The 25,904-nt window shown below is 74.0% G+C and carries 26 protein-coding genes, 1 tRNA gene and 1 pseudogene; 16 read left to right on the top strand and 12 right to left on the bottom strand.

What is annotated here, in order from left to right; translation table 11 throughout:
• Positions 1-40 precede the first annotated feature (40 nt).
• Complete coding sequence (locus tag AB0G08_RS23355) at positions 41-1,318, bottom strand: MFS transporter (RefSeq protein ID WP_358091445.1); 1,278 nt, start codon at positions 1,316-1,318, stop codon at positions 41-43.
• Positions 1,315-2,646 carry a GH1 family beta-glucosidase gene (locus tag AB0G08_RS23350; RefSeq protein ID WP_358091443.1) on the bottom strand — a complete coding sequence of 444 codons (1,332 nt, stop codon included), beginning with the start codon at positions 2,644-2,646 and terminating at the stop codon, positions 1,315-1,317. The genes AB0G08_RS23355 and AB0G08_RS23350 overlap by 4 nt, the downstream gene beginning before the upstream one ends.
• A 186-nt stretch (positions 2,647-2,832) precedes the next feature.
• Between AB0G08_RS23350 and AB0G08_RS23345 the strand changes: the two genes are divergently transcribed.
• Positions 2,833-3,279: an SRPBCC family protein gene (locus tag AB0G08_RS23345; protein WP_250795157.1), complete on the top strand. Its 447-nt coding sequence runs from the start codon at positions 2,833-2,835 to the stop codon at positions 3,277-3,279.
• A 138-nt stretch (positions 3,280-3,417) separates the two neighbouring features.
• Here the strand turns inward: AB0G08_RS23345 and aceE are convergent, their stop codons facing one another.
• The gene (gene aceE, locus AB0G08_RS23340) at positions 3,418-6,162 is read right to left on the bottom strand and encodes a pyruvate dehydrogenase (acetyl-transferring), homodimeric type (protein WP_358091441.1); all 2,745 of its coding nucleotides are present in this window, start codon (positions 6,160-6,162) and stop codon (positions 3,418-3,420) included.
• A gap of 277 nt (positions 6,163-6,439) precedes the next feature.
• On the opposite strand from aceE, the gene AB0G08_RS23335 reads away from it, so the two are divergent.
• Both AB0G08_RS23335 and AB0G08_RS23330 read left to right on the top strand, forming a co-directional pair.
• The gene (locus tag AB0G08_RS23335; protein ID WP_358091439.1) at positions 6,440-6,844 is read left to right on the top strand and encodes a YjbQ family protein; all 405 of its coding nucleotides are present in this window, start codon (positions 6,440-6,442) and stop codon (positions 6,842-6,844) included.
• A gap of 72 nt (positions 6,845-6,916) precedes the next feature.
• Complete coding sequence (locus AB0G08_RS23330; RefSeq protein WP_358091437.1) at positions 6,917-8,356, top strand: sugar porter family MFS transporter; 1,440 nt, start codon at positions 6,917-6,919, stop codon at positions 8,354-8,356.
• A gap of 94 nt (positions 8,357-8,450) precedes the next feature.
• Here AB0G08_RS23330 and AB0G08_RS23325 read toward each other — a convergent pair whose 3' ends face one another.
• Positions 8,451-9,038, bottom strand: coding sequence for an NADPH-dependent FMN reductase (locus tag AB0G08_RS23325; protein WP_358091435.1), 588 nt, complete (start codon positions 9,036-9,038; stop codon positions 8,451-8,453).
• 91 nt (positions 9,039-9,129) lie between these two features.
• Between AB0G08_RS23325 and AB0G08_RS23320 the strand changes: the two genes are divergently transcribed.
• The 5 genes from AB0G08_RS23320 to AB0G08_RS23300 all read left to right on the top strand — a co-directional run bounded on the left by AB0G08_RS23320 (position 9,130) and on the right by AB0G08_RS23300 (position 13,408).
• A complete protein-coding gene (locus AB0G08_RS23320) occupies positions 9,130-9,612 on the top strand; it encodes a MarR family winged helix-turn-helix transcriptional regulator (protein WP_358091433.1) in 483 nt (160 codons plus the stop codon).
• A 51-nt stretch (positions 9,613-9,663) separates the two neighbouring features.
• A complete protein-coding gene (locus AB0G08_RS23315) occupies positions 9,664-12,156 on the top strand; it encodes a thiamine pyrophosphate-dependent enzyme (RefSeq protein WP_358091431.1) in 2,493 nt (830 codons plus the stop codon).
• Between the two features lie 112 nt (positions 12,157-12,268).
• Positions 12,269-12,706 (top strand): DUF3052 domain-containing protein, encoded by a 438-nt coding sequence (locus AB0G08_RS23310; protein WP_121400356.1) that lies wholly within the window; start codon positions 12,269-12,271, stop codon positions 12,704-12,706.
• 83 nt (positions 12,707-12,789) lie between these two features.
• On the top strand, positions 12,790-13,257 hold the full coding sequence (locus tag AB0G08_RS23305) for a peroxiredoxin (protein WP_358091429.1): 468 nt from the start codon (positions 12,790-12,792) through the stop codon (positions 13,255-13,257).
• A 79-nt stretch (positions 13,258-13,336) separates the two neighbouring features.
• Positions 13,337-13,408, top strand: a tRNA-Val gene (locus AB0G08_RS23300).
• A gap of 67 nt (positions 13,409-13,475) precedes the next feature.
• Here the strand turns inward: AB0G08_RS23300 and AB0G08_RS23295 are convergent.
• The 5 genes from AB0G08_RS23295 to AB0G08_RS23275 form a co-directional block, all read right to left on the bottom strand.
• Positions 13,476-13,613, bottom strand: coding sequence for a hypothetical protein (locus AB0G08_RS23295; protein WP_358091427.1), 138 nt, complete (start codon positions 13,611-13,613; stop codon positions 13,476-13,478).
• Positions 13,614-13,689: 76 nt separating this feature from the next.
• A complete protein-coding gene (locus tag AB0G08_RS23290) occupies positions 13,690-14,025 on the bottom strand; it encodes a hypothetical protein (protein ID WP_358091425.1) in 336 nt (111 codons plus the stop codon).
• A 106-nt stretch (positions 14,026-14,131) separates the two neighbouring features.
• On the bottom strand, positions 14,132-15,031 hold the full coding sequence (locus AB0G08_RS23285; protein WP_358091423.1) for an ATP-grasp domain-containing protein: 900 nt from the start codon (positions 15,029-15,031) through the stop codon (positions 14,132-14,134).
• Positions 15,028-15,930, bottom strand: a complete 903-nt coding sequence (locus AB0G08_RS23280; RefSeq protein WP_358091421.1) for an aminoglycoside phosphotransferase family protein — start codon at positions 15,928-15,930, stop codon at positions 15,028-15,030. The genes AB0G08_RS23285 and AB0G08_RS23280 overlap by 4 nt, the downstream gene beginning before the upstream one ends.
• A gap of 172 nt (positions 15,931-16,102) precedes the next feature.
• Positions 16,103-16,975 carry a hypothetical protein gene (locus AB0G08_RS23275; protein ID WP_358091419.1) on the bottom strand — a complete coding sequence of 291 codons (873 nt, stop codon included), beginning with the start codon at positions 16,973-16,975 and terminating at the stop codon, positions 16,103-16,105.
• Between the two features lie 139 nt (positions 16,976-17,114).
• Between AB0G08_RS23275 and AB0G08_RS23270 the strand changes: the two genes are divergently transcribed.
• From AB0G08_RS23270 to AB0G08_RS23260, 3 genes are all read left to right on the top strand, one after another.
• A complete protein-coding gene (locus AB0G08_RS23270; protein WP_358091417.1) occupies positions 17,115-18,935 on the top strand; it encodes a sigma-70 family RNA polymerase sigma factor in 1,821 nt (606 codons plus the stop codon).
• A gap of 108 nt (positions 18,936-19,043) precedes the next feature.
• Positions 19,044-19,511, top strand: a complete 468-nt coding sequence (locus AB0G08_RS23265) for a GNAT family N-acetyltransferase (RefSeq protein WP_358091415.1) — start codon at positions 19,044-19,046, stop codon at positions 19,509-19,511.
• Between the two features lie 113 nt (positions 19,512-19,624).
• On the top strand, positions 19,625-20,422 hold the full coding sequence (locus AB0G08_RS23260; protein ID WP_358091413.1) for an alpha/beta fold hydrolase: 798 nt from the start codon (positions 19,625-19,627) through the stop codon (positions 20,420-20,422).
• A 129-nt stretch (positions 20,423-20,551) separates the two neighbouring features.
• Here AB0G08_RS23260 and AB0G08_RS23255 read toward each other — a convergent pair whose 3' ends face one another.
• The gene (locus tag AB0G08_RS23255) at positions 20,552-21,292 is read right to left on the bottom strand and encodes a 3-oxoacyl-ACP reductase family protein (RefSeq protein WP_358091411.1); all 741 of its coding nucleotides are present in this window, start codon (positions 21,290-21,292) and stop codon (positions 20,552-20,554) included.
• On the opposite strand from AB0G08_RS23255, the gene AB0G08_RS23250 reads away from it, so the two are divergent.
• The 3 genes from AB0G08_RS23250 to AB0G08_RS23240 all read left to right on the top strand — a co-directional run bounded on the left by AB0G08_RS23250 (position 21,291) and on the right by AB0G08_RS23240 (position 23,343).
• Positions 21,291-21,632 carry a hypothetical protein gene (locus AB0G08_RS23250; protein WP_358091409.1) on the top strand — a complete coding sequence of 114 codons (342 nt, stop codon included), beginning with the start codon at positions 21,291-21,293 and terminating at the stop codon, positions 21,630-21,632. The genes AB0G08_RS23255 and AB0G08_RS23250 overlap by 2 nt on opposite strands.
• Positions 21,633-21,651: 19 nt before the next feature.
• Entirely contained in the window at positions 21,652-22,128 is a 477-nt protein-coding gene (locus tag AB0G08_RS23245) for a GNAT family N-acetyltransferase (protein WP_358091407.1), read from the top strand.
• A 69-nt stretch (positions 22,129-22,197) separates the two neighbouring features.
• Positions 22,198-23,343: a polysaccharide pyruvyl transferase family protein gene (locus AB0G08_RS23240; protein WP_358091405.1), complete on the top strand. Its 1,146-nt coding sequence runs from the start codon at positions 22,198-22,200 to the stop codon at positions 23,341-23,343.
• A gap of 9 nt (positions 23,344-23,352) precedes the next feature.
• Here AB0G08_RS23240 and AB0G08_RS23235 read toward each other — a convergent pair whose 3' ends face one another.
• Complete coding sequence (locus AB0G08_RS23235) at positions 23,353-23,559, bottom strand: hypothetical protein (protein ID WP_358091403.1); 207 nt, start codon at positions 23,557-23,559, stop codon at positions 23,353-23,355.
• Positions 23,560-23,643: 84 nt separating this feature from the next.
• Here AB0G08_RS23235 and AB0G08_RS23230 point away from each other — a divergent pair, with 84 nt between their 5' ends.
• A complete protein-coding gene (locus AB0G08_RS23230; RefSeq protein WP_358091401.1) occupies positions 23,644-24,165 on the top strand; it encodes a DinB family protein in 522 nt (173 codons plus the stop codon).
• Between the two features lie 70 nt (positions 24,166-24,235).
• On the opposite strand, the gene AB0G08_RS23225 is transcribed toward AB0G08_RS23230, so the two are convergent.
• Positions 24,236-25,108 carry a PfkB family carbohydrate kinase gene (locus AB0G08_RS23225; RefSeq protein ID WP_358091399.1) on the bottom strand — a complete coding sequence of 291 codons (873 nt, stop codon included), beginning with the start codon at positions 25,106-25,108 and terminating at the stop codon, positions 24,236-24,238.
• Between the two features lie 157 nt (positions 25,109-25,265).
• Here AB0G08_RS23225 and AB0G08_RS23220 point away from each other — a divergent pair.
• Positions 25,266-25,904 (top strand): annotated as a pseudogene (locus AB0G08_RS23220) (ATP-dependent helicase); the annotation flags it as partial.

The following is a 25,904-nucleotide window of genomic DNA, read 5'->3' as shown; positions in this document are numbered from 1 at the left end:
CCTACGGCGGCCCGCGACCGGATTCCGCCAGGGGTGCGGCTCAGGGCACCGAGCGGATCTTCAGCACCAGCACGCTGCCCAGCACGGTGACCGCCGCGGTGACCGCGTAGAGCGCCGGATAGCCGCCGAGGTGCACCACGAGCGGGGCCGAGATCGCCGGGCCGAGCACCTGCGGGGCGGAGTTGGCGATGTTGATCACGCCGAGGTCCTTGCCCCGGTCGGCGGCGGCCGGCAGCACCTGGGTGATGAGCGCGGCGTCCACGGACAGGTAGACGCCGTAACCGGCGCCGAGCAGCAGCGCGGCGACCACCGCCACCGGCCAGACCGGCGCGACGGCCAGCAGCAGCGCGGCGACCGCCATGATCCCGCCGGCGGCGATGACGAAGACCTTGCGCCGGCCGGAGCGGTCCGACAGCCGCCCGGCCACCACGGCGGTGGCCGCCAGGCCGGCCGTGTAGAGCAGGATCAGCACCAGCAGGCCGCCCTCGGGGTCGACGTGGCGCACCTCGTCGGTGAGGAAGTAGAGCAGGTAGAGCGTGCCGAGCGCGTTGCCGAGCTGCACCAGGAACCGGGTGATCCAGGCCCAGCCGAAGTCGGGGTGGCGGCGCGGCGAGATCCACATCGACGCGAGCAGGGCGCGCCACCGCAGTGCCGGGCGGTGCGTGCGGGGCAGCGGGTCGTCGGCGGTGAGCAGCGCGAACGGCAGGGCGAGCAGCAGCACCGCCGCCGCCATCGCCAGGTAGCCGGCGGCGGTACCGCTCACCACGGCGGTGACCAGCACCACGCCGAGCACCAGCCCCAGCGCCTGGGGGATGCCGACCCAGCCGGAGACGCCGCCGCGCTGGGCGACCGGCACCCGGTCCGGCACGGCGGCGGTCAGGCTGGCCAGCATCGCGTTGAAGCAGACCTGCGCGGCGACCCAGCCGAGCGCGACCCCGGCGACGGTGCGTTGCTGCGCCAGCAGCGCCAGGGCCGCCGCGCCGAGCAGCGCGCCGCCGGCGGTCCAGACGTGCCGCCGGCCGAACTCCCGTCCGGCCAGCCGCAGGCAGGTCCGGTCCGACAGCGCCCCGGCGAGGGGGTTGGCGAGCACCGCGGCGAGCGCGCCGAGGCCGGTGACCACGGCGAGCGCGGCCTCCTTGTCGGCCGGCGCGATCTGCCCCAGCTGCTGCGGCAGCAGCACCTGGATCGGCGTGAAGAACGCCATCCAGACCCCGAGGTTGGCGGCGAAGATCAGCGCGATCCAGCCGCGCCGGACCGGCACGGTCGGCTCGGCGAGCGCCGCCGGCGGCGACGCGGGCGTCGGATCGACGGTGGTCACGGCCGGGCGATCAGGTCACGGAACCAGGCGTACGAGGACTTGGGCGTGCGGAGCCGGGTGTCGAAGTCGACGTGCACGAGGCCGAAGCGCTTGGTGAAGCCCTCCGCCCACTCCCAGTTGTCCAGCAGCGACCAGACGAAGTAGCCGGTCACGTCGACGCCCTCGGCCATCGCCGCGTGGACGGCGCGCAGGTGCCCGTCGAGGTAGGCGATCCGCTCCGGGTCGTGCACCCGGCCGTCGGCGTCGGGCGCGTCGTCGTACGCGCAGCCGCTCTCGGTGACCTGGATCGGCGGCAGGTCGTCGCCGTACGTGCGGCGCAGCCAGGCGAGCAGCTCGTGCAGCCCGTCCGGGGCGACCGGCCAGTCGAAGGCGGTGCGCGGGTATCCCTTTAGCGGCACCAGCTCGAACGGCAGCGGCGAGCCCTCCTGCGGGGCGCGTACGCCGGTCGGGTTGTAGTAGTTGACCCCCAGCACGTCGATCGGCGCGGCGATCACGTCGAGGTCCCCGGGGCGCACCACGCCCGTGTCGAAGCCCAGCTCGGCGGGGTAGCCCCGGCCGAACAGCGGGTCGGTGAAGAGCCGGTTGTGCAGCGCCTCGTACGCCGCGACGGCCGCCCGGTCGGCGGCGCCGTCGCCGGCCGCCCGCACGGGCGAGTAGCTGTTGGCGATGGCGATCGGGCTCGTGGTGCGCGCCCGCAGCGCGGCGACGGCGAGACCGTGGCCGAGGAGCTGGTGGTGGGCCACCGGGAAGGCGTCGAAGAGCAGCGTCCGGCCGGGGGCGTGCTCGCCCGTGCCGTGGCCGAGGCTCATGTGGATGAACGGCTCGTTCAGGGTGATCCAGAGCTTCACCCGGTCGCCGAGCCGGGCGGCGGTCGCGTCGGCGTACTCGGCGAAGCGGTGGGCGGTGTCCCGGGCGAGCCAGCCGCCCGCGTCCTCGACCCACTGGGGCAGGTCCCAGTGGAAGAGCGTGGCGACCGGGTCGACGCCGTGGGCGAGCAGGTCGTCGACGAGCCGGTCGTAGAAGTCCAGCCCGCGCGCGTCGACCGGGCCGTCGCCGGTGGGCCGCACCCGGGGCCAGGCGATCGAGAAGCGGTACGCCGAGACGCCCAGCCCGGCCAGCAGCGCGACGTCCTCGGCGTGCCGGTGGTAGTGGTCGCAGGCCACGTCGCCGGTGCTGCCGTCGGCGATCCGACCGGGGGAGTGGGCGAAGGTGTCCCAGATGGACGCTCCCCGCCCGTCCTCGTCGACGCCGCCCTCGATCTGGTAGGCGGAGGTGGACACTCCCCAGCGGAATCCGGCGGGGAACTCGGGCATCGCTGCGGTCGACATGCGCCCTCCCGTCGTACGTGAATCGTGCTCGCGACTCTAGGGCGCGGCCGGTCGATGCGCCATAGGCCGTGCGTCGCCGCAGCGCAATGGATTTCGGCGTGTCTTTTCCAAACCCGTCCTGGTACGTCCGAATTTGCGCATAGAGTGCCGATATCGTGGGATGTCCTCACTGGAGGAAAGACGGAAATGATCCTCGTGGAACGCAGTGCGCACGTGATGGCGCCAGTGGAAGCGGTCTGGGACGTCGTGCAGCGGGCCGAGCAGTTGCCGGCCTGGCTGGCGGGGGTCCGTGCGGCCGAGGTGCTCTCGGGAGAGGGCTTCGGGCGTCGACAACTGGTCCAGGCCGGACGTGGCGCGGCGCATGAGGCCGAGGTGATCGCCTACCAGGAGCCGACCCTGATCGGCTGGCGCGAACGCGCCAAGGGCGCCGGTGCCCGGGCGGAGGCGCGCACCGAGATCTACGTCCAGCTCACCGCGGACGAGGAGGAGGGCGGGACGATCGTGCGACTCATCGTCGTGCGCTGGCCGGCCGGTCCGGTCAAGGCCGCCCTGCTGCGCCTCGGCCTGCGCAGGGTCGGCGCCGACCTGGAGGACTCGCTCGCCCGGCTGACCGATCTGGCCGCCGTCGGCTGAGCCGGGCACGTCCTGGCGCCACCCGCGACGGCGGTGGCCCGGTGTCCCCGCCAGGGACTCCGGACCACCGCCGGTTCGCTCGTCCGGCGACGACGAAGGGCCCGGCGCGGGGTGCGCCGGGCCCTTCGTGCGTACGTCCTAGCTGTCGCCGCCGGTCTCGCCGACCGGGGCCGCGTTGACGTCCTCGATGGCGTACTTCTTGGCCGCCTCGGCCGGCACGCTCGCCGGTACCGTGCCGCGGAGGGCCAGCTGCCGCAGCGTCGCGACCACCACCGACTCGGCGTCGACGTGGAAGTGCCGGCGCAGGGCGTGCCGGGTGTCGGACATGCCGAACCCGTCCGTGCCGAGGGACGTGTAGTCACCCGGCACCCAGCGGGCGATCAGGTCCGGCACCGCGCGCATCCAGTCGCTGACCGCGACCTTCGGGCCCTCGGCGTCGGCCAGCTTCTGCTGGATGTAGGGCACCCGCTGCTCCGCGCCCGGGTTGAGCAGGTTGTGCTCCTCGCACTGCACCGCGTCCCGGCGCAGCTCGGTCCAGGAGGTCACCGACCAGACGTCGGCGGCCACGCCCCAGTCCTGGGCCAGCAGCTGCTGCGCCTTGAGCGCCCACTGCATGCCGGTGCCCGAGGCGAGCACGTTGGCCTTCGGCGCGTCGTCGCCCACCGACGGGGCGGGGGAGTAGCGGTAGATGCCCTTGAGCACGCCCTCGACGTCCACCCCCTCCGGCTCCGCCGGCTGGAGGATCGGCTCGTTGTAGATCGTCAGGTAGTAGAAGACGTTCTCCTGCGCCTCGCCGTACATCCGGTGCAGGCCGTTCTCCACGATGTGCGCGATCTCGAACGCGAACGCCGGGTCGTACGCGACCACCGCCGGGTTGGTGGCGGCGATCAGCAGCGAGTGGCCGTCCTCGTGCTGGAGCCCCTCGCCGTTGAGCGTGGTCCGGCCGGCGGTGGCGCCGAGCAGGAAGCCCCGGGCCATCTGGTCCGCGGCGGCCCAGAGGCCGTCGGCGGTGCGCTGGAACCCGAACATCGAGTAGAAGATGTACATCGGGATCATCGGCTCGTCGTGGGTGGCGTACGCCGAGCCCGCCGCTGTGAACGAGGCGACCGAACCGGCCTCGTTGATCCCCTCGTGCAGGATCTGCCCGCCGACGGCCTCCTTGTACGACAGGAACAGCTCCCGGTCGACGGAGGTGTACCGCTGGCCGTGCGGCGAGTAGATCTTCTGCGTCGGGAAGAGCGAGTCCATGCCGAAGGTGCGGGCCTCGTCCGGGATGATCGGCACCCAGCGCTTGCCGAACTCCTTGTCCTTCATCACGTCCTTGAGCAGGCGGACGAAGGCCATCGTGGTGGCCACCTTCTGCTTGCCCGAGCCCCGCTTGACGTCGGCGAAGCGCTCCGGGCCCGGGATCGCCAGCCGCTTCTGACCGGACCGCCGCGACGGCAGATAGCCGCCGAGCTGCTGGCGCCGCTCCTTGAGGTAGGCGATCTCGTCGGACTTCTCGCCCGGCGTGTAGTACGGCGGCAGGTAGGGGTTGTCCTCCAGCGCCTTGTCCGGGATGTCCAGGTAGAGCCGGTCGCGGAAGGTCTTCAGGTCCTCCAGCGTCAGCTTCTTCATCTGGTGGGTGGCGTTGCGGCCCTCGAAGTGCGAGCCCAGCGTCCAGCCCTTGATCGTCTTGGCCAGGATCACGGTCGGCTGGCCGGTGTGCTCCATGGCCGCCTTGTAGGCCGCGTAGAGCTTGCGGTAGTCGTGCCCGCCCCGCTTGAGGTTCCAGATCTCGTCGTCGCTGAGGTGCTCGACCATCTTGCGGGTCCGCTGGTCGCGGCCGAAGAAGTGCTCCCGGACGTACGCCCCGGACTCCGCCTTGTAGGTCTGGTAGTCACCGTCGGGCGTGGTGTTCATCAGGTTGACCAGCGCGCCGTCGGTGTCGGCGGCGAGCAGCGGGTCCCACTCCCGGCCCCAGACCACCTTGATGACGTTCCAGCCGGCGCCCCGGAAGAACGCCTCCAGCTCCTGCATGACCTTGCCGTTGCCGCGCACCGGCCCGTCGAGCCGCTGGAGGTTGCAGTTGATCACGAAGGTGAGGTTGTCCAGCTCCTCGCGGGCGGCCACACCGATCGCGCCGAGCGTCTCCGGCTCGTCCATCTCGCCGTCGCCCAGGTACGCCCACACGTGCTGGTCCGAGGTGTCCTTGATGCCCCGGTGGTGCAGGTAGCGGTTGAACCGCGCCTGGTAGATCGCGTTCAGCCCGCCCAGGCCCATGGAGACCGTGGGGAACTCCCAGAAGTCCGGCATGAGCCGGGGATGCGGGTACGACGGCAGGCCGCCGCCCGGGTGCGACAGCTCCTGGCGGAACCCGTCGAGCTGGTGCTCGGTCAGCCGCCCCTCCAGGAACGCCCGCGCGTACATGCCGGGGGAGGCGTGGCCCTGGTAGAAGATGTGGTCGCCGCCGCCCGGGTGGTCCTTGCCGCGGAAGAAGTGGTTGAAGCCCACCTCGTAGAGCGAGGCCGAGCTGGCGAAGGTGGAGATGTGCCCGCCGACGCCGATCTCGGGGCGCTGCGCCCGGTGCACCAGCATGGCCGCGTTCCACCGGACGTACGCCCGGATCCGCCGTTCCACGTGCTCGTCACCCGGGAACCACGGCTCGCGCTCCGGCGGGATGGTGTTGATGTAGTCGGTGGTGGTCAGCGACGGCACCCCGACCTGGCGCTCGCGGGCCCGCTCCAGCAGGCGCAGCATGACGTAGCGGGCGCGCTTGGTCCCGCGCTCGTCGATGACACCGTCGAGCGACTCGACCCATTCGCCGGTCTCTTCAGGGTCGATGTCCGGAAGCTGGCTCGGCAGACCAGCGGTGATCACCGGGCGCTTGCGTTCCGTAGCCACAGGCGTTCCCTCGGTTCTGTGTGGGATAGGTCTCTAGCGCCATCCTGCCTCCTGGTGGCACCCGCCGTCACGCCCACCGCCCGGAGACGCGACGCGCGACACAGGTACCCGCCGGTAACTTTGCGCAACCGGCCGCCCGGTGCGAGCCGGGCGGCCGGGAGTCCCGGGCCCCTGCCGTCCCGGCTCTGGCTGGTCGGCGGGCCGCCGGGCGGGCGCCGGCCGGCGGTGGGGAGGACTCCGGCGGCGGTTGGTGCCCCGCTCGGGCAGAATGCGTCGTATGCGCAGTGAGGTGATCACGGTCCAGACCGGGGCCCGGCCGACCGTCCGGGACATCACCGCGGAGGCCGAGCGGTTCGTCTCCGGGCAGGGCGACGGTCTGCTGCACGTCTTCGTGCCGCACGCCACGGCCGGGCTGGCGATCATCGAGACGGGCTCGGGGTCCGACGACGACCTGCTCGCCGCGCTCGACGACCTGCTGCCCACCGACGACCGGTGGCGGCACCGGCACGGCTCGCCCGGCCACGGGCGCGACCACGTGCTGCCGGCGTTCGTCCCCCCGTACGCGACGCTGCCGGTCGTCGGCGGCCGGCTGGCGTTGGGCACCTGGCAGTCGATCTGCCTGGTCGACCCCAACGGCGACAACCCCACCCGCAGCGTCCGCTTCTCGTTCCTGCCCGGCTGACCGCCCCCGTCCGGGCGCGCGACATTCGCGTTGGGGCCGGGTGGAACCGCCTGCTCGTGCAGCATGAACGGCATGGACGCCGGCGATGGCGGGTCGAAGGCCGAGCCGGGCGCGGCGCCAGCGGGCGCGCGCCCGGAGGAGCGCCGTTCGGCCGTCGTGGTGGCCGGGGCCGCGGCGATCGGCGGCTTTTTGTTCGGCTACGACACGGCCGTGATCAACGGCGCGGTGGACGCCATCGAGGCCGAGTTCCGCCTCTCCCCGCTGGTGCTCGGGGCCGCGGTCTCCTCGGCCCTGATCGGTGGCGCCCTGGGCGCCTGGTTCGCCGGGCCGCTGGCCGACCGGATCGGCCGGGTGGGGGTCATGCGGATCGCCGCGGTCCTCTTCGCGGTCAGCAGCGTCGGCGCGGCCCTCGCCGTGGGACCGGTCAGCCTGACCGCGTGGCGGGTCGTCGGCGGTCTGGCCGTCGGCGCGGCGAGCGTGATCGCTCCGGCCTACATCGCCGAGGTGGCGCCGGCCGAGCAGCGCGGCCGGCTCGGTTCCCTGCAGCAGCTCGCCATCGTCTCCGGCATCTTCGTCGCGCTGGTGGTCGACTACGCCCTGGCCACCCTGGCCGGCGGCGCCGGTGCGCAGGAGCCGTGGGGCGGTGCGGCGTGGCGCTGGATGTTCGCCTCGGCCGCGGTTCCCGCGGTGGTCTACGGGGTGGTCGCGCTGCGGATCCCGGAGTCGCCCCGCTACCTCGTGCGCCGCAAGCGCTACGACGAGGCACGCGCGGTGCTCAGCAAGTACGTCGGCGACGGGGTGCGGGTGGGGGAGATCGACCGGTCGCTCGCCGGAGGTGGGCGGGGAACGCGGCTGTCGCAGCTACGCGGCGACCCCGCCGGGCGGCGGCTGGGCCTGCTGCCGATCGTCTGGGTCGGCATGGTCCTAGGGGCGTTGCAGCAGCTGGTCGGCATCAACGTGGTCTTCTACTACTCCACCACGCTGTGGCGGGCCGTCGGCTTCGAGGAACGGGACGCGCTGATCACGAGCGTGATCACCAGCGGCACGAACATCGTCGCCACGCTCGTCGCGATCGCGCTCGTCGACCGGGTCGGCCGCAAGCCGTTGCTGACCGTCGGCGCCGGGGGCATGGTGCTCACCCTCGCCGTCCTCGCCTGGTGCTTCAGCCGCGCCACGGGGTCGGGGGAGAACGTCAGCCTGCCGCCGACCGTGGGCGTGATCGCCCTCGTCACCGCCAACCTCTACGTCGTGTCCTTCGCCGCGAGCTGGGGTCCGGTGCTCTGGGTGCTGCTCGGCGAGATGTTCAACAACCGGATCCGCGCCGCCGCCATCGCCGTCGCCGGAACCGTCCAGTGGACCGCGAACTGGTTGGTGACCGTCAGCTTCCCCGCCATCGCCGAGGTCGGGCTCACGCTCGCGTACGGCGTCTACACCGCCTTCGCGGTGCTGGCCCTCGTCTTCGTGGCGCGCGCCGTTCCGGAGACCAAGGGCCGCGAGTTGGAGACGATGTGAGCCTTCGACGATCGTGGGGTGGCGGCGTCGGTCGCGCTGGCGCCCCGGCGGAGCGTCGCGCCGCCGACCCCACGATCGAGCCGGCCGCTCGGGGTCAGGCGGTGGCGAGGGCGAGCCGGGCCACGCGGATCCTGGTGGTGAGGGCGTCGAGCAGGCCGCGCAGCAGCACCTGCGTGGTCTCGTCCCTGACGGTGCCGTCCGGCGCGATCTTCTCGTGCGCGTTGGTCACGATGATCTCCGGCTTGCTGAGCACGGCGGAGTCGGTCCACAGGAACAGCTGCCGGAGCTGGAGCTGGGCCCGGACGGTGCCCATCCCGGTCGGCGCCGCGCCCATGATGGCCACCGGCTTGTGCGCCAGCGGTGACACCCAGGAGGTGACCGGGAAGCTCGGCCGCGACGCCCAGTCGAGGGCGTTCTTCAGCACCCCGGGCACCCCGTAGTTGTACTCCGGAGTGGCGATGAGCAGCGCGTCGGCCGCCGCGATCCGCTGCCGCAGGTCGACCGCGGACGCCGGCGGCTCGGCCTCGACGTCCTCGTTGAAGGGCGGGATGGCGCCGAGGCCCTCGTACCGCTCGATGCTCAGCCGCTCGGGGGCGAGGCGCTGCGCGGCCCGGATCAGCGCGGTGTTGTACGACGCGTCGCGCAGGCTGCCGGAGATGGCGAGGACCGAGAAGTCGGACATGGTGGTTCCTCCGTTCCACGCTCGACGCGATTTGCGTGAGCTGCTAAACGGTAGAGGTGTTCAACTATTGACCGCAAGTAGGATGTGAGGCATGGCGCAGCACACCGTCCCCTCCACCCCGCCGGATCCCGCCGACCGCGCGGCGCTGGCCGGCGACGTGGTGCGCCGCATCACGCACCTCGCCGCCGCGCTGCGCCACCACCAGGACGTGGAGATCGCCGAGCTGGGGCTGACCCCCGCGACCGCCCGGGCGCTGCACGAGCTGGACCCGGACCGGCCGCTGCCGGCCCGCGACCTCGCCGAGGGGCTGGGCTGCGACCGCTCCAACGTGACCGCCCTGGTCGACAAGCTGGAGCGGGCCGGGCTGGTCGAGCGGCGCACCGACCCCGCCGACCGGCGGCAGAAGACGCTGGTGGTGACCGGGCCGGGGCGGCAGGTGCGGGCCCGGGTGCACCGGGTCATGTCGGACTCCCGGCTGCTCGCCGGGCTCACCGTGCGGGAGCTGGCGACCCTGCGCGAGCTGGTCTGGAAGGTCTCCGACGGCGGCTGCCCCGAACAGTGCGGCGACGACTGACCCACGCCGCGTCGAACGTGTCCGAGTGGGCGCGCAGGCCGCTTGTCGGTAATGCTGTCCGACGTGACCACCCCGCAAGATCTCGACGACCGGTTCCGGGAGACGCTGGCCGCGCTGGCCACCCCGCCGCAGCGGCGTGACCCGGCACGGCCGGTCACCGACGACACGACGTTGACCGGCGCGCGGGCGCTGGACCTCTTCGACGCCCAGGCCACCAGCCGCCAGCTCGACCTGGCCGGCCGGTGGCTGCGCAGCTTCGGCGAGGGCTTCTACACGATCGGTTCCGCCGGCCACGAGGGGAACGCCGCGGTCGCCGCCGCGCTGCGTGCGACCGACCCGGCGCTGCTGCACTACCGCTCGGGCGCCTTCTACTGCGTCCGCGCCGCCCAGGCCGACCGGCCGGCGCCGCCTGAGCGCCCCGAGGCCGAGCGCCCCGAGGCCGAGCAGCCGGCCGCGGCCGACGGGCCCGTCGAGGCCGACCCGGCCGGGACCGGCGACGATTCCCGGCCGGACGCCGCCGACCCGGACGAGCCCACCGGCGGCGCCGGGTCCGTCGCGGCCCGGCCGCTCGCTCCGGCGTACGCCGAGGCGGCCCGCGACGTGCTGCGCGGCATGGTGGCCTCCAGCCTCGAGCCGGTCGCCGGCGGGCGGCACAAGGTCTTCGGCCGGGCCGACCTGGCCGTCGTCCCGACCACCTCCACCATCGCCTCGCACCTGCCCCGCGCCGTCGGGATGGGGCTGGCGGTGGAGCGGCTCCGCCGGCTGGAGACCTCCGGCCGGCGCGACGGGGTGCGGGTCGGCAGCGGTGGGGGCGCCGCGCAGGCGTCCTGGCCGCCGGACGCCATCGTGGTCTGCTCGTTCGGCGACGCCTCGGTCAACCACGCCAGCGCCACCGCCGCGTTCAACACCGCCGGCTGGTACGACCACACCGGCCTGCGCATCCCGGTGCTCTTCGTCTGCGAGGACAACGGGCTCGGCATCAGCGTCCGCTCCCCGAGGGGGTGGGTGGAGACCACGCTGCGGTCCAAGCCGGGGGTCCGCTACTTCGCGGCGGACGGCGACGACCTGGTGCGGGCGTACGAGGTCGCGACCGAGGCGGCGGCCTGGGTGCGCCGGCACCGGCGCCCCGCCGTGCTCCACCTGTCGACCGTACGGCTGATGGGGCACGCCGGCGCGGACGCCGAGACCGCCTACCGCAGCGCCGGGGAGATCGCCGCCGACCTGGACCGTGACCCGCTCGCCGGCACCGCGCGGCTGCTGGTCGGGGCCGGGGTCGCCACCGGCGAGGAGCTGCTGGCCCGCTACGACGAGATCGGCTGGCAGGTGCGCCGGATCGCCGAGGAGGTGCTGGACGAGCCGAAGCTGAGCGCGCCCGCGGAGGTGGTGGCCCCGCTGGCCCCCCGCCGGCCGGTGCGGGTCTCCCGGGCGGTGGCCGACGCGGCGGCCCGCGCGGCGGGCCCCGGCGCCGCCGCCCGGACGGAGGCGTTCGGTGGCCGGCCGCCCGAGCTGACCGGCCCGCTGACGCTGGCGCAGAGCATCAACGCCGCGCTCGCCGACGGGATGCTCGACCACCCCCAGATGGCCGTGTTCGGCGAGGACGTCGGCGTCAAGGGCGGCGTCTACGGAGTGACCAAGGGGCTGCGGGACCGCTTCGGCGCGGCCCGGGTCTTCGACACGCTGCTCGACGAGACCTCGATCCTCGGGCTGGGGCTCGGCGCCGGGCTGGCCGGGATGCTGCCCGTGCCCGAGATCCAGTACCTGGCGTACCTGCACAACGCCGAGGACCAGGTGCGTGGCGAGGCCGCCACGATGCAGTTCTTCTCGCAGGGTGCCTTCCGCAACCCGATGGTGGTGCGGGTGGCCGGCCTGGCGTACCAGGAGGGCTTCGGCGGGCACTTCCACAACGACAACTCGGTGGCCGTACTCCGGGACGTGCCGGGCCTGGTGATCGCGGTCCCGGCGCGGCCGGACGACGCCGCGCCGATGCTGCGCACCTGCCTGGCCAGCGCGGCGGTGGACGGCAGTGTCTGCGTCTTCCTGGAGCCGATCGCGCTCTACCACACCCGCGACCTGTACGCCGACGGCGACGGCGAGTGGCTGGCCCACTACGCGGAGCCCGGCGCGTGGACCGGCGGGCACGTGCCGATCGGGCGGGCCCGCGTCTACGGCGTCGGCTCCGCCGAGGACGTCACGATCATCACCTTCGGTAACGGGGTGCCGATGTCGCTGCGCGCGGCGGCGACCCTCGCCGACGAGGGGATCGGCACCCGGGTGGTGGACCTGCGCTGGCTGTCCCCGCTGCCGGTGGCCGACGTCATCCGCGAGGCGGCGGCGACCGGCCGGGTGCTGGTCGTGGACGAGACCCGCCGCTCCGGCGGGGTCGGCGAGGGGGTCATCGCGGCCCTCGTGGATGCCGGATATGTCGGAGCGGCGCGGCGAGTGGCCGGAGTTGACTCGTTTGTACCATTAGGCCCGGCGGCCCGTCACGTTCTGGTCTCCGAGGAAGCAATTACCCAGGGTGCCCGCACGCTTCTGGCACGGTAAATTCCGTTCCACCCGGTGCGCCACTTGCGCGGGGAGCCACAACTGTGTGGACTTTGCCTGACGGCGTCGACGCGACGCCGCGGGCAGGGATGAGATGAGGAGGCACGCGACAGTGAGCGCGACCGCTGGTCAGGCCGCCGACGGGGTACGCAGCCTGGCGGACCGGTTCGGGATCGAACCGGGGATGGTCGTCATGGAGATGGGGTACGACGACGACGTCGACCAGGATCTCCGGGACGCCCTGACCGACCGCTGTGGAGAGCTGGTCGACGAGGACACCGACGAGGTGGTCGACGCGGTGCTGGTCTGGTACCGGGACGGCGACGGTGATCTCTTCGAGCTCCTCGTCGACGCCCTCGGTCCGCTGGCCGACAACGGTGTCGTGTGGCTGCTCACGCCCAAGGCGGGGCGCGAGGGGCACGTCGAGCCGAGCGAGGTCGCCGAGTCCGCGCCCACCGCCGGCCTCCAGCAGACCTCCACCGTCAACGCCGGCCGGGACTGGAGCGGCGCCCGCCTCGTCCTGCGCCGCGGGGCCAAGGGCAAGAAGTAGGCCGTCGTAGGCGATCACCCGGCGGCGCCCGCTGCCGGGTGTGGCAGGCTGTTGCCCATCCGACCCCATCCTGAGGAGCTCGCATGCCGATCGAGGTTGGCGCCGAGGCGCCGGACTTCGTGCTCAAGGACCAGAACAACCAGGAGGTCCGGCTCTCGGACTTCCGTGGCAAGCGCACCGTGCTGCTGGTCTTCTACCCGCTCGCCTTCACCGGGATCTGCCAGGGTGAGCTGTGCGAGGTGCGGGACAACCTCAACGACTACGTCAACGACGACGTCCAGGTGCTGACCGTCAGCGTCGACTCGGTCTACGCCCACAAGATCTGGGCCGACAAGGAGGGCTACCAGTTCCCGCTGCTGGCCGACTTCTGGCCGCACGGCGCGGTCGCCCAGTCGTACGGCGTCTTCAACGACGTCGCCGGCATCGCCAACCGGGGCACCTTCGTGATCGACAAGGCGGGCGTGGTCCGCTTCGCCGAGATGAACATGCCGGGTGAGGCGCGCGACCAGCAGGGCTGGCGCAAGGCCCTCGCCGACGCCACCGCGGCCTGACAACCGGGCACGCCGTACGACCGGGCCGGTGGAGGGCAGGGTAAGCTTGCCACCCTCCGGCCCGCCGTACGGGCGTTCCGGGCGCGTAGCTCAGCGGGAGAGCACTCGCCTTACAAGCGAGGGGTCGCAGGTTCGAAACCTGCCGCGCCCACCCATCACCGCCATCGGTCCGAAGATCAGAGATCGGGCCGATGACAGCAACGGTGACAGCAACCGGGTCATGAAAGCCGCCCGTCGAGCTTGCCGAGCGCCTGCCGCATGGCCTCAGGGTTCGCGTGTGAGTAGGCCTTCAGGGTGATTTTCACGTCGGCATGTCGGGCGATGGCCTGCACGAACGTGCGGCGGGACGGCCTCACGCCTCACGCCTGACGCCCGGCGGCTGGCGCGGAGAGCGGGGAACCCGGGGCCACCGCAGACGGGATGGCGAGGTGGTCACCGAGAGGGCGGCGCAGCAGTCTCGTCGGCTTGGTCGGCTGCGAGCAGTGCAGCGCCGAAGCGTTCCGCCAGGTGTTCCAGCCACCCCGGCTCCCCGTAGATGAGGTCTTCTTCGCTCTGCGCCTCCCGGAACCCCCGTAGCAGATCTCGAATCTGGTTCTCGGGCGTGCGTTTGGAAGGCTTGATGCGCCGGCCCGAGCTGGTCCACCGGCGTACCGCCACGTCAATGTAGGACGACGGGTCGAGCGGCTGCCAGCACTCCGCGACCTGAACCTTCTGCAGTAAGGCGCGTAACGCTGCCGCCCGTTCTTCTCGGGATTGCCGCTCGCTCATCGCACGAGGATGCCGTGGGCGCAGTGCCAACCACACTCGTTTATGCTGTATCCCTTCGTGACGAAGGGGTCAGGCTCCTCCGGTTGGACGGCAGCCGACGGCGCGGTCATCGGGTACCGCTGTCCGCAGCGGGCCGAGGGGCCGGTTCGGGTCGCTGCGGCCGCCGGATGAACCGTCGGTCGCGCGCGCTGACAGAGGCCGTCGGGCCGGCCGCGCGGAGGACGACGTCGAGGACCAGATCCGGGTCTGCTGCGTAGGCGCCGCTGGCCCACGCGGCATTCGCCTCGATGACGGCCCAGCGGCCGTCAATCAGTCCCACGTCCACGACGATGGCGGAGGGCAGCGTGTGCCCGTATCCGGCGAGCAGGTCGGTGCCGAAGGCCAGCGCGTCGGCCGACGCGGGGCCGAGGCGTGACCGGCCGTGCTCAGCGTACTGGCTGCCCGCGTGGACGACCCCGTCGAGCAGGTGCAGCCGGTACTCGGCGGTGAAGTCGACGATGTCGCTGACGAGCACCGGAGTCCGCCGGTCGACGGCATCCGGGCCGGGAAGGCGGGAGCCGTCGGTGTAGATCATCGCCGGGATGTTCTTGTCGTTGGGTGACTTGATGAACACTGGTCGACGGAGTTCGTAGGCCTCGCCGATGGCGACCAGGTCGATCTCCCGGCGGGTGAGGTCACGGGGCAGCCGAGCCAGCCAGCTGGGCGCGGCCTCCAGGAGGGCGATCCCGAGCAGCGGTGCGACGACGTCGGCGAAGCTCGGGCCCGCAAGGAGGTGATCGGCGTGCATCCCGGCGGGTACCTCGAAGGTGCGGAGCTGGATGGTGCGTAGTCCGCGTCGCTGAGCGGCGTCGCGCAGGCTTTCCGCCGAGGCGGTGAGGCGCGGCGGCAGGACCAGGGTCACGGCCGATGACCCTGCCCCGACCTGAACATCAGGGTTCGTCGCGTGCCGCGCTGCGACCGGCGGGTCCGCCGAGCGCGGAGGCACCCGGCCGGCGGTGGCGCTCACGCCAGTTCGGCGATCACTGCGCGGACCATCCGGCGGCCGTGCTCGGCCATCCGGGGCAAGGTGTGCCGGTAGTAGTCGATGCCGGTCAGCGACGGTGCGAGGGCCCAGCCGCAGGCGCGGTGCCAGGTGGCGTCGTCGTACCCGATCGACTCCCGGTACGCGTCCCGGGCCGCGCCGGTGAAGGTCCACAGCGCCGGTGCCACGTCCGGTGCCGGGTCGCCGACGCCGAGTGCCCCGAAGTCGACGACCGCGGCCAGCCGGCCGGCGTCGGTGATCAGGTTGCCCGGCTGGAGGTCGCCGTGGATCCACACGGGGTCCCGGTCCCAGTCGGGAGCGGCGAGGCAGGTGTCCCAGGCGGCCTCGGCCGCGGCCACGTCGAAGCCGTCGTCATGCTCGGCGAGGCGCGGCAGCACACGGCGGACGGCCGCGTCGACGTGGCGCAGGGCGGACCCGCGCGAACCCGGTGGCTTGACCGGGCCTCCGGCGGGATCCACCCGGTGCAGGGCGTGGACGAAGGCCGCCACGTCGCGGGCCAGGGGCACGTCGTCGCAGCCGAGCCGGGGCGGTGTCCCGCCCGGGACCCACGGCACCACCGTCCATCGCCACGGGTAGCCCTCTCCCGGCTCGCCGACGTGCAGCGGAACGGGGATCCGCACCGGCAGGTGGGGCGCCAGCAGGGGCAGCCAGCGAGCATCGGAATCGGCCTGGTCGACCGCCCAGGCGATCTTGGGCATCCGGGCGACGAGGTCGGTGCCGATCCGGAACAGCACGTGGTCGGTGCCCTCCAACTCGTCGGCCAGGGGTGTCACGGGAAGGTCGGCCCACGGCGGGCACTGGGCCGCCACCAGGCGGCGCACCTGACCGACGGTGGCGCGGACCTCGTCAACGTGGATGGGCACGACCGGCACGGTAGTGCGGTGCGGCGGCGCGGTGCCAACCGATTAGTCGGGCGCCGCACCTTGCCTGCGCCCGCTGACGGGCCGCCGGATGACCGGCGGCCCGCTGCGTCGGGATCGTCGTGTCCCTGGGCCCGCGCCGGACGTCCGGCGCGGGACCCAGGGACGCCGCGGGTCAGTTCGCGCAGACGGCGTACGCGCGCACCTTCCAGTTGCCGCTGAAGCCGTTCTCGTCCTCGGCGGCGGCGACGGTGACGACGGTCGAGGTGGTGGCCCGCATCTGGGTCAGGCGCACCTGCCCGTCGCCACCGAGGATCTCGCCGCCCACCCCGTGCACCCGCGTGCCGGCCGGGCAGGTGGCCGTGATCGACTGGGTGGCGGCGGAGCTGTAGACGCTGTCGTCGATCACGCGCTGCTCGCCGGGCAGCGGGTCGGCGCAGATCGCGACCGCGTCCAGCCACCAGCTGCCGGCGAAGCCGGTGCCGTCCTCGGCACCCGCCACCACGACGCTGTTCTGGTGGATGCGCAGGTCCTCCAGGACGACCTCGCTGTTCGCCGCCCCGACGACCGCGCCACCGACCCCGATGGCGCGCTTCCCGACCGGGCAGGACTTCTCGAACCAGTTCGACGTGCCGAAGCTGGGCGCCGAACTGCCGGACACCATCACCAGGCCCGGGGGCGGCGTGGCGCAGATCGCGTTCGCCGTGACCGCCCAGTTGCCGCCGACGCCGTTCTCGTCCTCCCGGCCGGTCACCGAGTACGCGTCCCCGCCGATCAGCGGACGCATGATGTCCATGCCGACCTGCCCGAGGCCGGAGCCGGTGATCGCGCCACCGCCGCCGATGACCTTGGTGCCGGCCGGGCAGGCCGTGTTCTGCGTCTTCGCGCTGCTGTTGCTGGGGCCGGTCGTCGTCTTGACGCTCAGCCCGGGCACCGCCGCCACCGGCCCGGCGAGGGCCAGCTGGCCGAGTACGAGCGCGCTCAGCGTGGCTCCCCCCACGGCGGCCGTCCGACGCGTCCACCGGGTGCGGTTCGATCCCTCTCGCATGATGTCTCTACCTTTCTCGGGGCTGTTCGGTATTGCTGACACCGGTAGGAGCGCGGTCGGGTCGGGATGCCAACAGAAAGACCCGAAGAAAAAAACCCGCGGTTCTACTGGACCCGTCGACGAGCAGCGAGGGAGACGGATGGACACGGCGGCACGGGACGACACCGCACTGGTCGAGGCGGTGCGCCGCGGCGAGCGGGCCGGGCTGGAGGGCATGTACCGGCGGTACGCCGATCGGCTCTACACGTACGCCCGGACCATGCTGCGCGAGCCGGAGGCCGCCGCGGACGCGGTCCACGACGCGTTCCTCACCGCCAGCCAGCGCATCGGCCAGCTCCGCGAGCCCGACCGGCTGCGCTCCTGGCTGTACGCGATCGTGCGCAACGAGTGCCTCCGGCAGCTGCGGGAGCGGTCCCGCTCCCTGCCGCTGGAGGAGGCCGGCGAGCCGGTGGCCGACATCGCTGACCCGGGCACGGGCGTCAACGCCGATCAGGTACGCGACCTGGTGCACACCGCGGTCGCCGCGCTGAACCCGGGCGACCGTGAGGTGGTCCACCTGGCCATCCGCCACGACCTGTCGTCCGCCGACATCGGCGCGGCCCTCGGGGTGCCCGCGAACCACGCGCACGCCCGCCTGTCGCGCGCCCGCTCGCAGCTCGAACGGGCGCTGGGGGCGCTGCTGGTGGCCCGCACCGGAGCCCGGGACTGCCCGACCCTCGCCGGCCTGCTCGACGGCTGGCAGGGCCGACTCACCCCGACCCTGCGCAAGCGGGTCTCGCGGCACATCGAGGGCTGTGCGGTCTGCGGGCTGCTCCGGCGGGAACAGCTCAGCCCGGCCGCGCTGCTGTCGGCGTACACGGCGCCGGCCTTCCTGGTCGTCGCCGACACGGTGTGGCCGCGACTGGCCGAGACCTGCGCGGCCGACGTCCTGGCCGACTCGGCGGCCGGCGCGGGAGTCGATCCGGCGGGTGCGGACACGGCCGCCCCCGCCACCGACGAGCCGCCGGCGGCCGGCGAACCAGCCGCGTCGGAGCCCGCCGGACCGGCGGACGGACCGGTCGAGGGACCCGCACCCACGGCCGACGGGGCGGTGGTCCCGGACGGCGCGGCGGTGGTCCCGGACGGTGCGGCGGTGGTCCCGGAGGGCGCGGCCGTCGATCTGGATGGTGCGGCGGTGGTCCGCGACGGTGCGGCGGTGGCGGGCGGTGCGGCGCACGCCGTGCGGACGACCTCGCGGGCGAACCGCGACCGGCGCCGGCGGCGGCTGGCCGCGACCGCGGCTCTGCTGGTCCTCCTCGCCGCGCTCGGCACCTGGGCACTGGCACCCGGGCGCCCGACCGCGCGGAACGCCTCCGGCCAACCGATGTCCGAGACCCTCGGCTCACCGGCCGGTGGCCCGGTGGCACCCGCCTCCGTGCCGCCGTCCGTCGCGGCCACGGGAGGTGACCCGCGGGCTGCCGAGCCGCCGCCGGCCGGCGCCGCCGCCGCGACGTCCGGGACCGCGGTCGTGCCGGCGGACGGCGACGGGGCCGCCCGGACCGAGGCGCCCGAGGTCGTACCCGGTGGCGGCGCACCGGCACCGACCAGGCCTCCGGCGCCGACCGGGTCGCCGGCACCGACCAGGTCTCCGACCGCGCCCCGGCCGACCGGCGCACCGCAGGTCGCCGCGCCGTTCACGGTCTCCGCCACCGCTCACGTGCGGTGCGGCTCGGAGACGTACAGCCTCGTGGTGCGGGCCGCCGGCAGTGCCACGCTCGTCGCCGCCGAGGTTCGCTGGACACCCGCCGGGGGCAGGACGTCGGCACGGGCCCTGACGGTGGACGGATCGGCGGCGCAGGCGACCGTCGGGCAGTTGCGCGCGGCGGCGCTGACCTGGTCGGTGCGGGCGACCACGACGGATGGCCGTACGGCGCAGAGCCCGACCTACCCGGTCACGGACCCGTGCGTCCGGCCGGGATAGCCGGGACGGCTCGCCACGCCTGACGGTCAGCGGTGACCCCACGGCGCGCAATGTCCGTTTTCTCCTCTCCGGGCGCCCCGGCCCGAGCGGCTGAAATACCGTGTCGGGGTGACGCTGAGACTGGAGCCGATGACCGACGAGCAGTACCTCCGGTACCGGCAGCGGGCGGAATTGAGCTACGCGCGGCACATCGCCGAGTCCGGCGCGATGCCGGTGCCGGAGGCACAGCAGAAGGCGCAGGAGGAGTACGCGAAGCTCCTGCCCGACGGCCTGACGACGCCGGGTCACCATCTCTGGACGGCCTACGACGGTGCCGACGAGGTCGGCATGCTGTGGCTGCACGTCGAACAGAAGTCGGACGGTCCGCACGCCTTCGGCTACGACTTCGAGGTGCGGCAGGACCTGCGGCGCAAGGGCTACGGGCGGGCCATGATCCAGGCCGTCGAGAAGCGGTGCCGGGAGTGGGGAGTCGTCTCGATCGGCCTGAGCGTCTTCGGCTTCAACCTCCCCGCGCGGGCGCTCTACGAGCAGATGGGCTTCGAGGCGACCGCCATCCAGATGCGCAAGCGGCTGTAGCTCACGAGGGCGGCGGGACGGGGCGCCCGTCGCGCCGGAACCGCGGACGACGCCCACGTGCCGCGTACGGCCGATGGCCCACGTGCCGCGTACGGCCGGGGTTGGATGGGGCGGTGAGCTACGCGGAGGTCGACGGACTGCGCCTGTGGCACGAGGAGCGCGGTGCGGGCCGCCCGCTGCTGTTGCTGCACGGCGGCTTCGGATCGGTGGAGACGTTCGCGCCGCTCCTGCCGGCGCTGGCCGCGCGGCGGCGGGTGGTCGCGGTCGACCTTCAGGGCCACGGACGCACCGCCGACGTCGACCGTCCGCTGCGCCACGAGTCGATGGCCGACGACGTCGCGGCGCTGATCGACCACCTCGGCCTGACCGGGGCCGACGTGATGGGCTACTCGCTCGGCGGCGGCGTGGCGTTGCGGACCGCGATCCAGCACCCGGCGCTGGTACGCCGGCTGGTCGTCGTCTCCGCGCCGTGCCGGCGGCAGGGCTGGTATCCGGAGGTGCTGGCGGGCATGCCCGAGCCCGACGAGGAGGCGGGCGAGCGGATGCGCGGCACTCCGCCGCACGAGCTCTACACCCGCGTCGCGCCCCGACCGGGGGACTGGCTGCGGCTCTGGGCGAAGACCGGCGAACTGCTGCGCCGCGACTACGACTGGTCGGCGGAGGTGGCCGCCCTCGCCGTGCCCACCCTGCTGGTCTTCGCCGACGCCGACTCGGTCCGTACCGCGCACATGGTGGAGTTCTTCGGGCTGCTCGGCGGCGGCCACCGGGATGCCGGCCCGGACGGCACCGACCGCCCGGCCTCCCGGCTCGCCGTGCTGCCGGGGCTCACCCACCACGACATCGTCGTCTCGTCGGCGCTGCCCGCCGCCGTCCTGCCGTTCCTCACCCACCCGGTGTCGCCGCCCGGCTGACGCCGCCCGGCGCCGGACTCGGCGCAGCCGTGACCCGGCCGGTGGCGCCGGGTCCACCGCCGGTCCGGCCCGATCCGAGGCGGGACCCGGGCGCGACGAAAGCCGGTTCCCGTCGCGCCCGAGCGTCGGTCAGCTGGTGAAGCCGCCGTCCACGTTGACCACCGCGCCGGTGACGTACCCGGCCTCGGGGCCGGCGAGGTGCGCGACGGTCGCGGCGATGTCGGCCGGCGTGGCGAAGCGGCCGAGCGCGGTGAAGCCGGCGATGGTGGCGGCGTTCGGGCCGTCCGCCGGGTTGGCGTCGGTGTCCGTCGGCCCCGGGTTGACCAGGTTGGCCGTGATCCCGCGCGGGCCGAGTTCCCGGGCGAGGCCCCGGGTCAGGCCGACCAGCGCGGTCTTGCTCATCGAATAGAGAGACAGGCCGGGGAAGACCGTCCGTTCCCCGACGTTGCTGCCGACGCTGATGATCCGGCCGCCGTCGGTCAGGTGCCGCACGGCGGCCTGCGCGGCGAGGAACGGCGCACGGACGTTCACCGCGAGCGTCCGCTCCACCTCGTCGTCGCCGAGTTCCGTCACCTGGCCGACCAGGAACACCCCGGCGTTGTTGACCAGGATGTCGAGGCGGCCCAGCCCCGTGGCCGCCCGGTCGACCGCGTCGCGGACGGCGGCGGGGTCGGCGCTGTCGGCCCGGATCGCCAGCGCCCGCCGGCCGAGCGCCTCGATCTGCTTCGCCACCGCCGCCGCCCGGTCGGCCGAGTTCTCGTACGTGATCGCCACGTCGGCACCGTCCTGCGCCAGGCGCAGGGCGATGGCGGCGCCGATGCCCCGGGCGCCGCCGGTGACCAGGGCAACTCTTCCGTTCAATGTCGTCATGCCAACGAGCTTGATCGTCGGATGGCTCCCGGTCTGGCGGCGATCGGACGCCTCGTCGCCGGGGGAGTCGCGGGCGCTGATCGAGCTGCGGCTGGAGGCGGCCCGCCGCCCCGACCTGGCCCGGATCCTCGGCGACACGCTGCGCCGGGGCTACCGCGACGACGTCGCGTTCCACCCCGCCTCCGGGATACCGGGTGGCGCGTTCGAGGTCGCTCTGCTGCACTACGCCATGGACGGGCTGCTGCTCGACCTGCTCGGCACGTCCGTCGAGGCGGGATTCGACCCCGACGACGTGGTCGTGGCGTTCGTGTCCCGGCTGGTCGGCGCCGCCGACCAATGACCCGCGAAGGGGAGGCGTGGTGGAGCTGACGCCCATGACGGCCGAGGAGTTCGCGCGGCGGCGGGAGCCGCTCGTGCGCTCGTACGCCGAGGCGATGGTCGTCGATCGCGGCCTGGCCCCGGCCGCGGCCCTGGACCGGGCCACCACCCAGCTGCGCGAACAGCTCCCCGACGGCGTCGACAGCGCCGGCGCCCTGCTCCGCACGGCCCGGGTGGGCGACGCCGAGGTGGGGTGGATCTGGGTCGCGCTCCCCGGCGGCCCCGCCGGGGCCCACACCGCATGGCTCAACAACGTCGAGGTGCATCCCGGACATCGGAGACAGGGCTACGGGCGGCGGATGATCCAGCTCGTCGAGGCGGAACTCGCCACCCTCGGGGTGCCCGAGCTGGGGCTGAACGTCTTCGGCTCCAACACCGGGGCCATCCACCTCTACCACAGCCTCGGCTACCGGGTGGCCGCCCAGCAGATGACGAAGCGGATCTCCCCGGCCGGCTGAGCCCGTCAGGAGTGTTCCCCCGCGCAGCGGGAAACCCCCGCCCCGGACGCACCTGGGGAGGAGCGACGGATGAGGCATGGTGGCGGACTGACCATCGGTGTGCTCGGCTCGTACGGCGGTCGCAACCTCGGTGACGAGGCGATCCTGAGCGGTCTGCTGGCCGATCTGCGGGAGCAGGAGCCGAACGGGCGGATCATCGTCTTCTCCCGGAACCCGGAGCACACCCGCATCGCCCATCCCGACGTGGAGGCGGTGCCCTGGGAGGGGATCAGCCGGACCGACTCGGCGCTGGTCCTGGCCCAGCTCGACGTGCTGATCCTCGGCGGCGGCGGCATCCTCTACGACCGGGAGGCCCGCCGCTACCTGCGGGTGGTCCGGGTCGCCCAGGAGCGGGGCCTGCCGCTGCTGACGTACGCGGTGGGGGTCGGGCCGCTCAGCGAGGGCGTGGACACGGGCATGGTGCGGGAGACCCTGGCCAGCGCCACCCAGGTGACCGTGCGGGACCAGGAGTCCCGGATGGTGCTGGAGGAGGCGGGGCTGCTCAACCCGATCACCGTGACCGCCGACCCGGCGTTCCTGATCGAACCCGAGGACTTCCCGGCGGAGCTGCTCCGCGAGGAGGGCGTGCCGGCCGGCAAGCGGCTGGTCGGGATGAGCGTACGGGAGCCGGGCCGGGCCGCCGAGCGGCTCGACGTCGACGGCTACCACCGCCTGCTCGCCCAGATCGGCGACTTCCTGGTGCACCGGATCGACGCCTACGTGCTCTTCGTCCCGATGGAGCGCGACGACATCCGGCACTCGCACGGCGTGCTGTCGCACATGGTCGCCGCCGAGCGGGGCCGGATCCTGCACGGCACCTATTCGCCCCAGCAGGTGCTCGGGCTGATGCGCCACTTCGACCTGGCCGTGGGCATGCGGCTGCACTTCCTGATCTTCGCCGCGATGGCGGGCACGCCGTTCCTGCCGCTGCCGTACGCCGGCAAGGTCTTCGACCTGGCCCAGCGGCTCGGGGTGCCGGCGCTGCGCGGCGTGGAGCGGGAGGTCGAGGGCCCGCTCCTGGCCGAGGTCGACCGGCTCTGGGACGAGCGGGAGCAGCGGGCCGAGGCCACCGCCCGGCGGGTGGCCGAGGTGTGCGACGAGGCCCGGGGAACCTCCCAGGTCACCCGCGCCGTGCTGGACAGCCTGCGCGCCCGCAGCCTGGCCCCGGCGGCCTGACCCGCCGGCTCAGACCGCCGGTCCGCGCCAGCGGTAGCACCACCGGGCGGCCTCGGCGGCCACGGACTCCAGCTCGTAGATCTCCGCCTCGGCCAGCCCCTTCGCACCGAGGTGGTGGTGGGTCAGCGGCGGCCGGCCGTTCGGGTCCAGCTCCACGGTGACGGTCTCGCCGTCGGCGACGCCACCCACCAGGGGGATTTCTGCCGTTGATGCCATGCGCCCCATCCTGCCCGGCCCGGCCCAGCGGCGCAGGGGATAGCGGGGCAGCGGGCCCGGGCGCCCCGGCACTAGGGTCGGTGGATGGCGGAGATGGAGATCGATACCACCCTCGGCCCGGTGCTGGCGCGTACGGGCGACGAGCGGGCCGTGCTCGAGTCGTTCCTGGACTTCCACCGGGGCGTGCTGCTGCGCAAGCTGCGCGGGCTCTCCGACGCCGACGCGGCCCGCCGGCTGGTGCCCTCGGCCACCACCGTCGCCGGCCTCGTCAAACACCTGACGCTGGTGGAACGGAACTGGTTCCCGTGCCTGCTGGCCCCCGGCCCCGGCGACGTCTACCTCACCTCCGAGGAGGACGCGGTGGCCAGCTTCACGCTCACCGACGGCGACACCGTCGAACGGCTCGCCGCCGCCTACGAGCGGGCCTGCGCCCGGTCGCGGGAGGTCGCCGGCCGGTTCGACCTCGACCACGTCGTGCCGCACCCCCAGCTCGGCGAGGTCTCGCTGCGCTGGATCCTGGTGCACATGATCGAGGAGACCGCCCGGCACGCCGGGCACGCCGACATCCTCCGCGAGCTGACCGACGGCGCCACCGGCGCGGTCTGACCGCCTCGGCCGGGCGGGACCTGCGCGGCGACCCGACCCGACCCGGGCGACGAGCCGGCGAGCACCGGCGTCAGCGGCGCGGCAGCAGGTCGGACGGATACTCCATGCCGTCGTGGGTGCAGGCCGCCGCGGCGACCCGGGCCGCGTACGCCGCCGCGTCGGTCAGCGACGCGCCGCGCAGCCGGCCGGCGATCAGGCCCGCCGCGAAGGCGTCCCCCGCGCCGTTGGTGTCGACGACCGGTCCGGGCGGCGCGGCGGCGGGCACCGGCGTCGGGGCGTTCCCACCGGTGTGCAGCTCGGCGCCGTCCGCTCCCCGGGTCACCAGCACCGTGCGGGGCGCCAGCGCGGCGGCGAGCGCGCCGGCCCTCGTGCCCAGCCGGACGCCGCTGACGAAGACCAGGTCGGCCACCTCGGCGAAGGGCCGGTGGTAGGGGTTCCCGCCGTCCCAGTCGTGCAGGTCGGTGGAGAGGGCGGCACCGTCGGCCAGCCCCGCGCGCAGGGCGGGCAGCAGGGGAAGCGTCCAGTCCATGATCGAGAGGTGCACGTGCGTGGCCTGCCCGACCAGCGCGGCCACCTCGGCCGCCGGGAACGGGGCCGGCCCGTGCCAGGGGCGCGGGTCGTAGAGCGACATCCGCCGGCCGGCCGGGTCGACCAGGTTCACCGACCGCCGGGTGCCGGCCGGCGCGTCGCCCAGCACGGCGTGCACGCCGGTGCGGGCCAGCGCGGCCCGGACCACGTCGCCGGCCGGGTCGGCGCCGACGACGTCGACCACCGCCACCCGGAGCCCGAGCGCGTGCCCGGCCAGCGCCACCCCGGCACCGGTGTTGCCGATCCGCAGGTCGATCGGGTCGACGGCGAGGGAGTCGGCGGCCGGCAGCGGGATCGCGGGCACCCGCACCCGCACGTCGACACCGAGGCCGCCGATCACGAGGAGGTCGTACACGCGCCCGACCCTAGCCCCGCCGAGCGCCCGGCCGGGCATCGCGGCCCCCGACCCGGCCGCCCGCCGGGCGCCCGTCCGGACGGCCGACGGTGTGCTGGTCGGGGCCGCCGGGCCCGGCCCGATATCCTCGCCGGGGTCGTCGCGAGGAGGGGGACGCGTGCTGGTCGTCCACGGGGTCTGGCGGTCGGGCGTCGGGCTCGCCGTCTGGGCCGAGGACAGCACGCTGCCGGCCCACGCGCCGCGCCGCCCGGGGCGGGCGCCCCGGGAACGGCCGCACCCGTTCGCCGCCGACCACGCCATGCTCGCCGCCGCGCTCGCCGGAACGGCCGAGCCGACCGAGCTCGGCACGGCCCTGCTCGCCCTCCCCACCCGGGCCGGCACGCCGCTGGACTCCCCGGAACTCGTCCGCCCCGACGTCGCCGGGACGGTCCGCGGGCCGGTCACCCTCGCCGGGTGGCGGGTCCCCGTCCTCCGGTACGCCCCCGACGCCGCCCTGCCCCTGCTGCGCGGCCTCGACGCGGTGGCCGCCGTGCCGGGCGCGACCCTGCGCCACCTCGCCGAGCTGGCCGACTTCGCGGCCGACCTGGCGGCCCGGGGCCGGGTCCTGCCCGGCCTCGCCGAGCCGCCCCCGACGGCCCGTTCCCGGGCGGGCGGGGAACGGGCGGAGGCCGTCGCCCGGGCGGTGTGGCAGCCGCTGCTGACCGGCACGGACGCCGCCTGGGCCCGGGCGCTGGCGCTGGCCCTGCCCCCGGCCGCCCGGCGCGGAACCGGGCACCCCGTCCGGGCCGGACGCGGC

This window comes from Micromonospora sp. NPDC023644 (assembly GCF_040640115.1).
Taxonomy (GTDB): Bacteria; Actinomycetota; Actinomycetes; order Mycobacteriales; family Micromonosporaceae; genus Micromonospora.
This window is presented reverse-complemented; position numbering and strand designations above follow the sequence as displayed.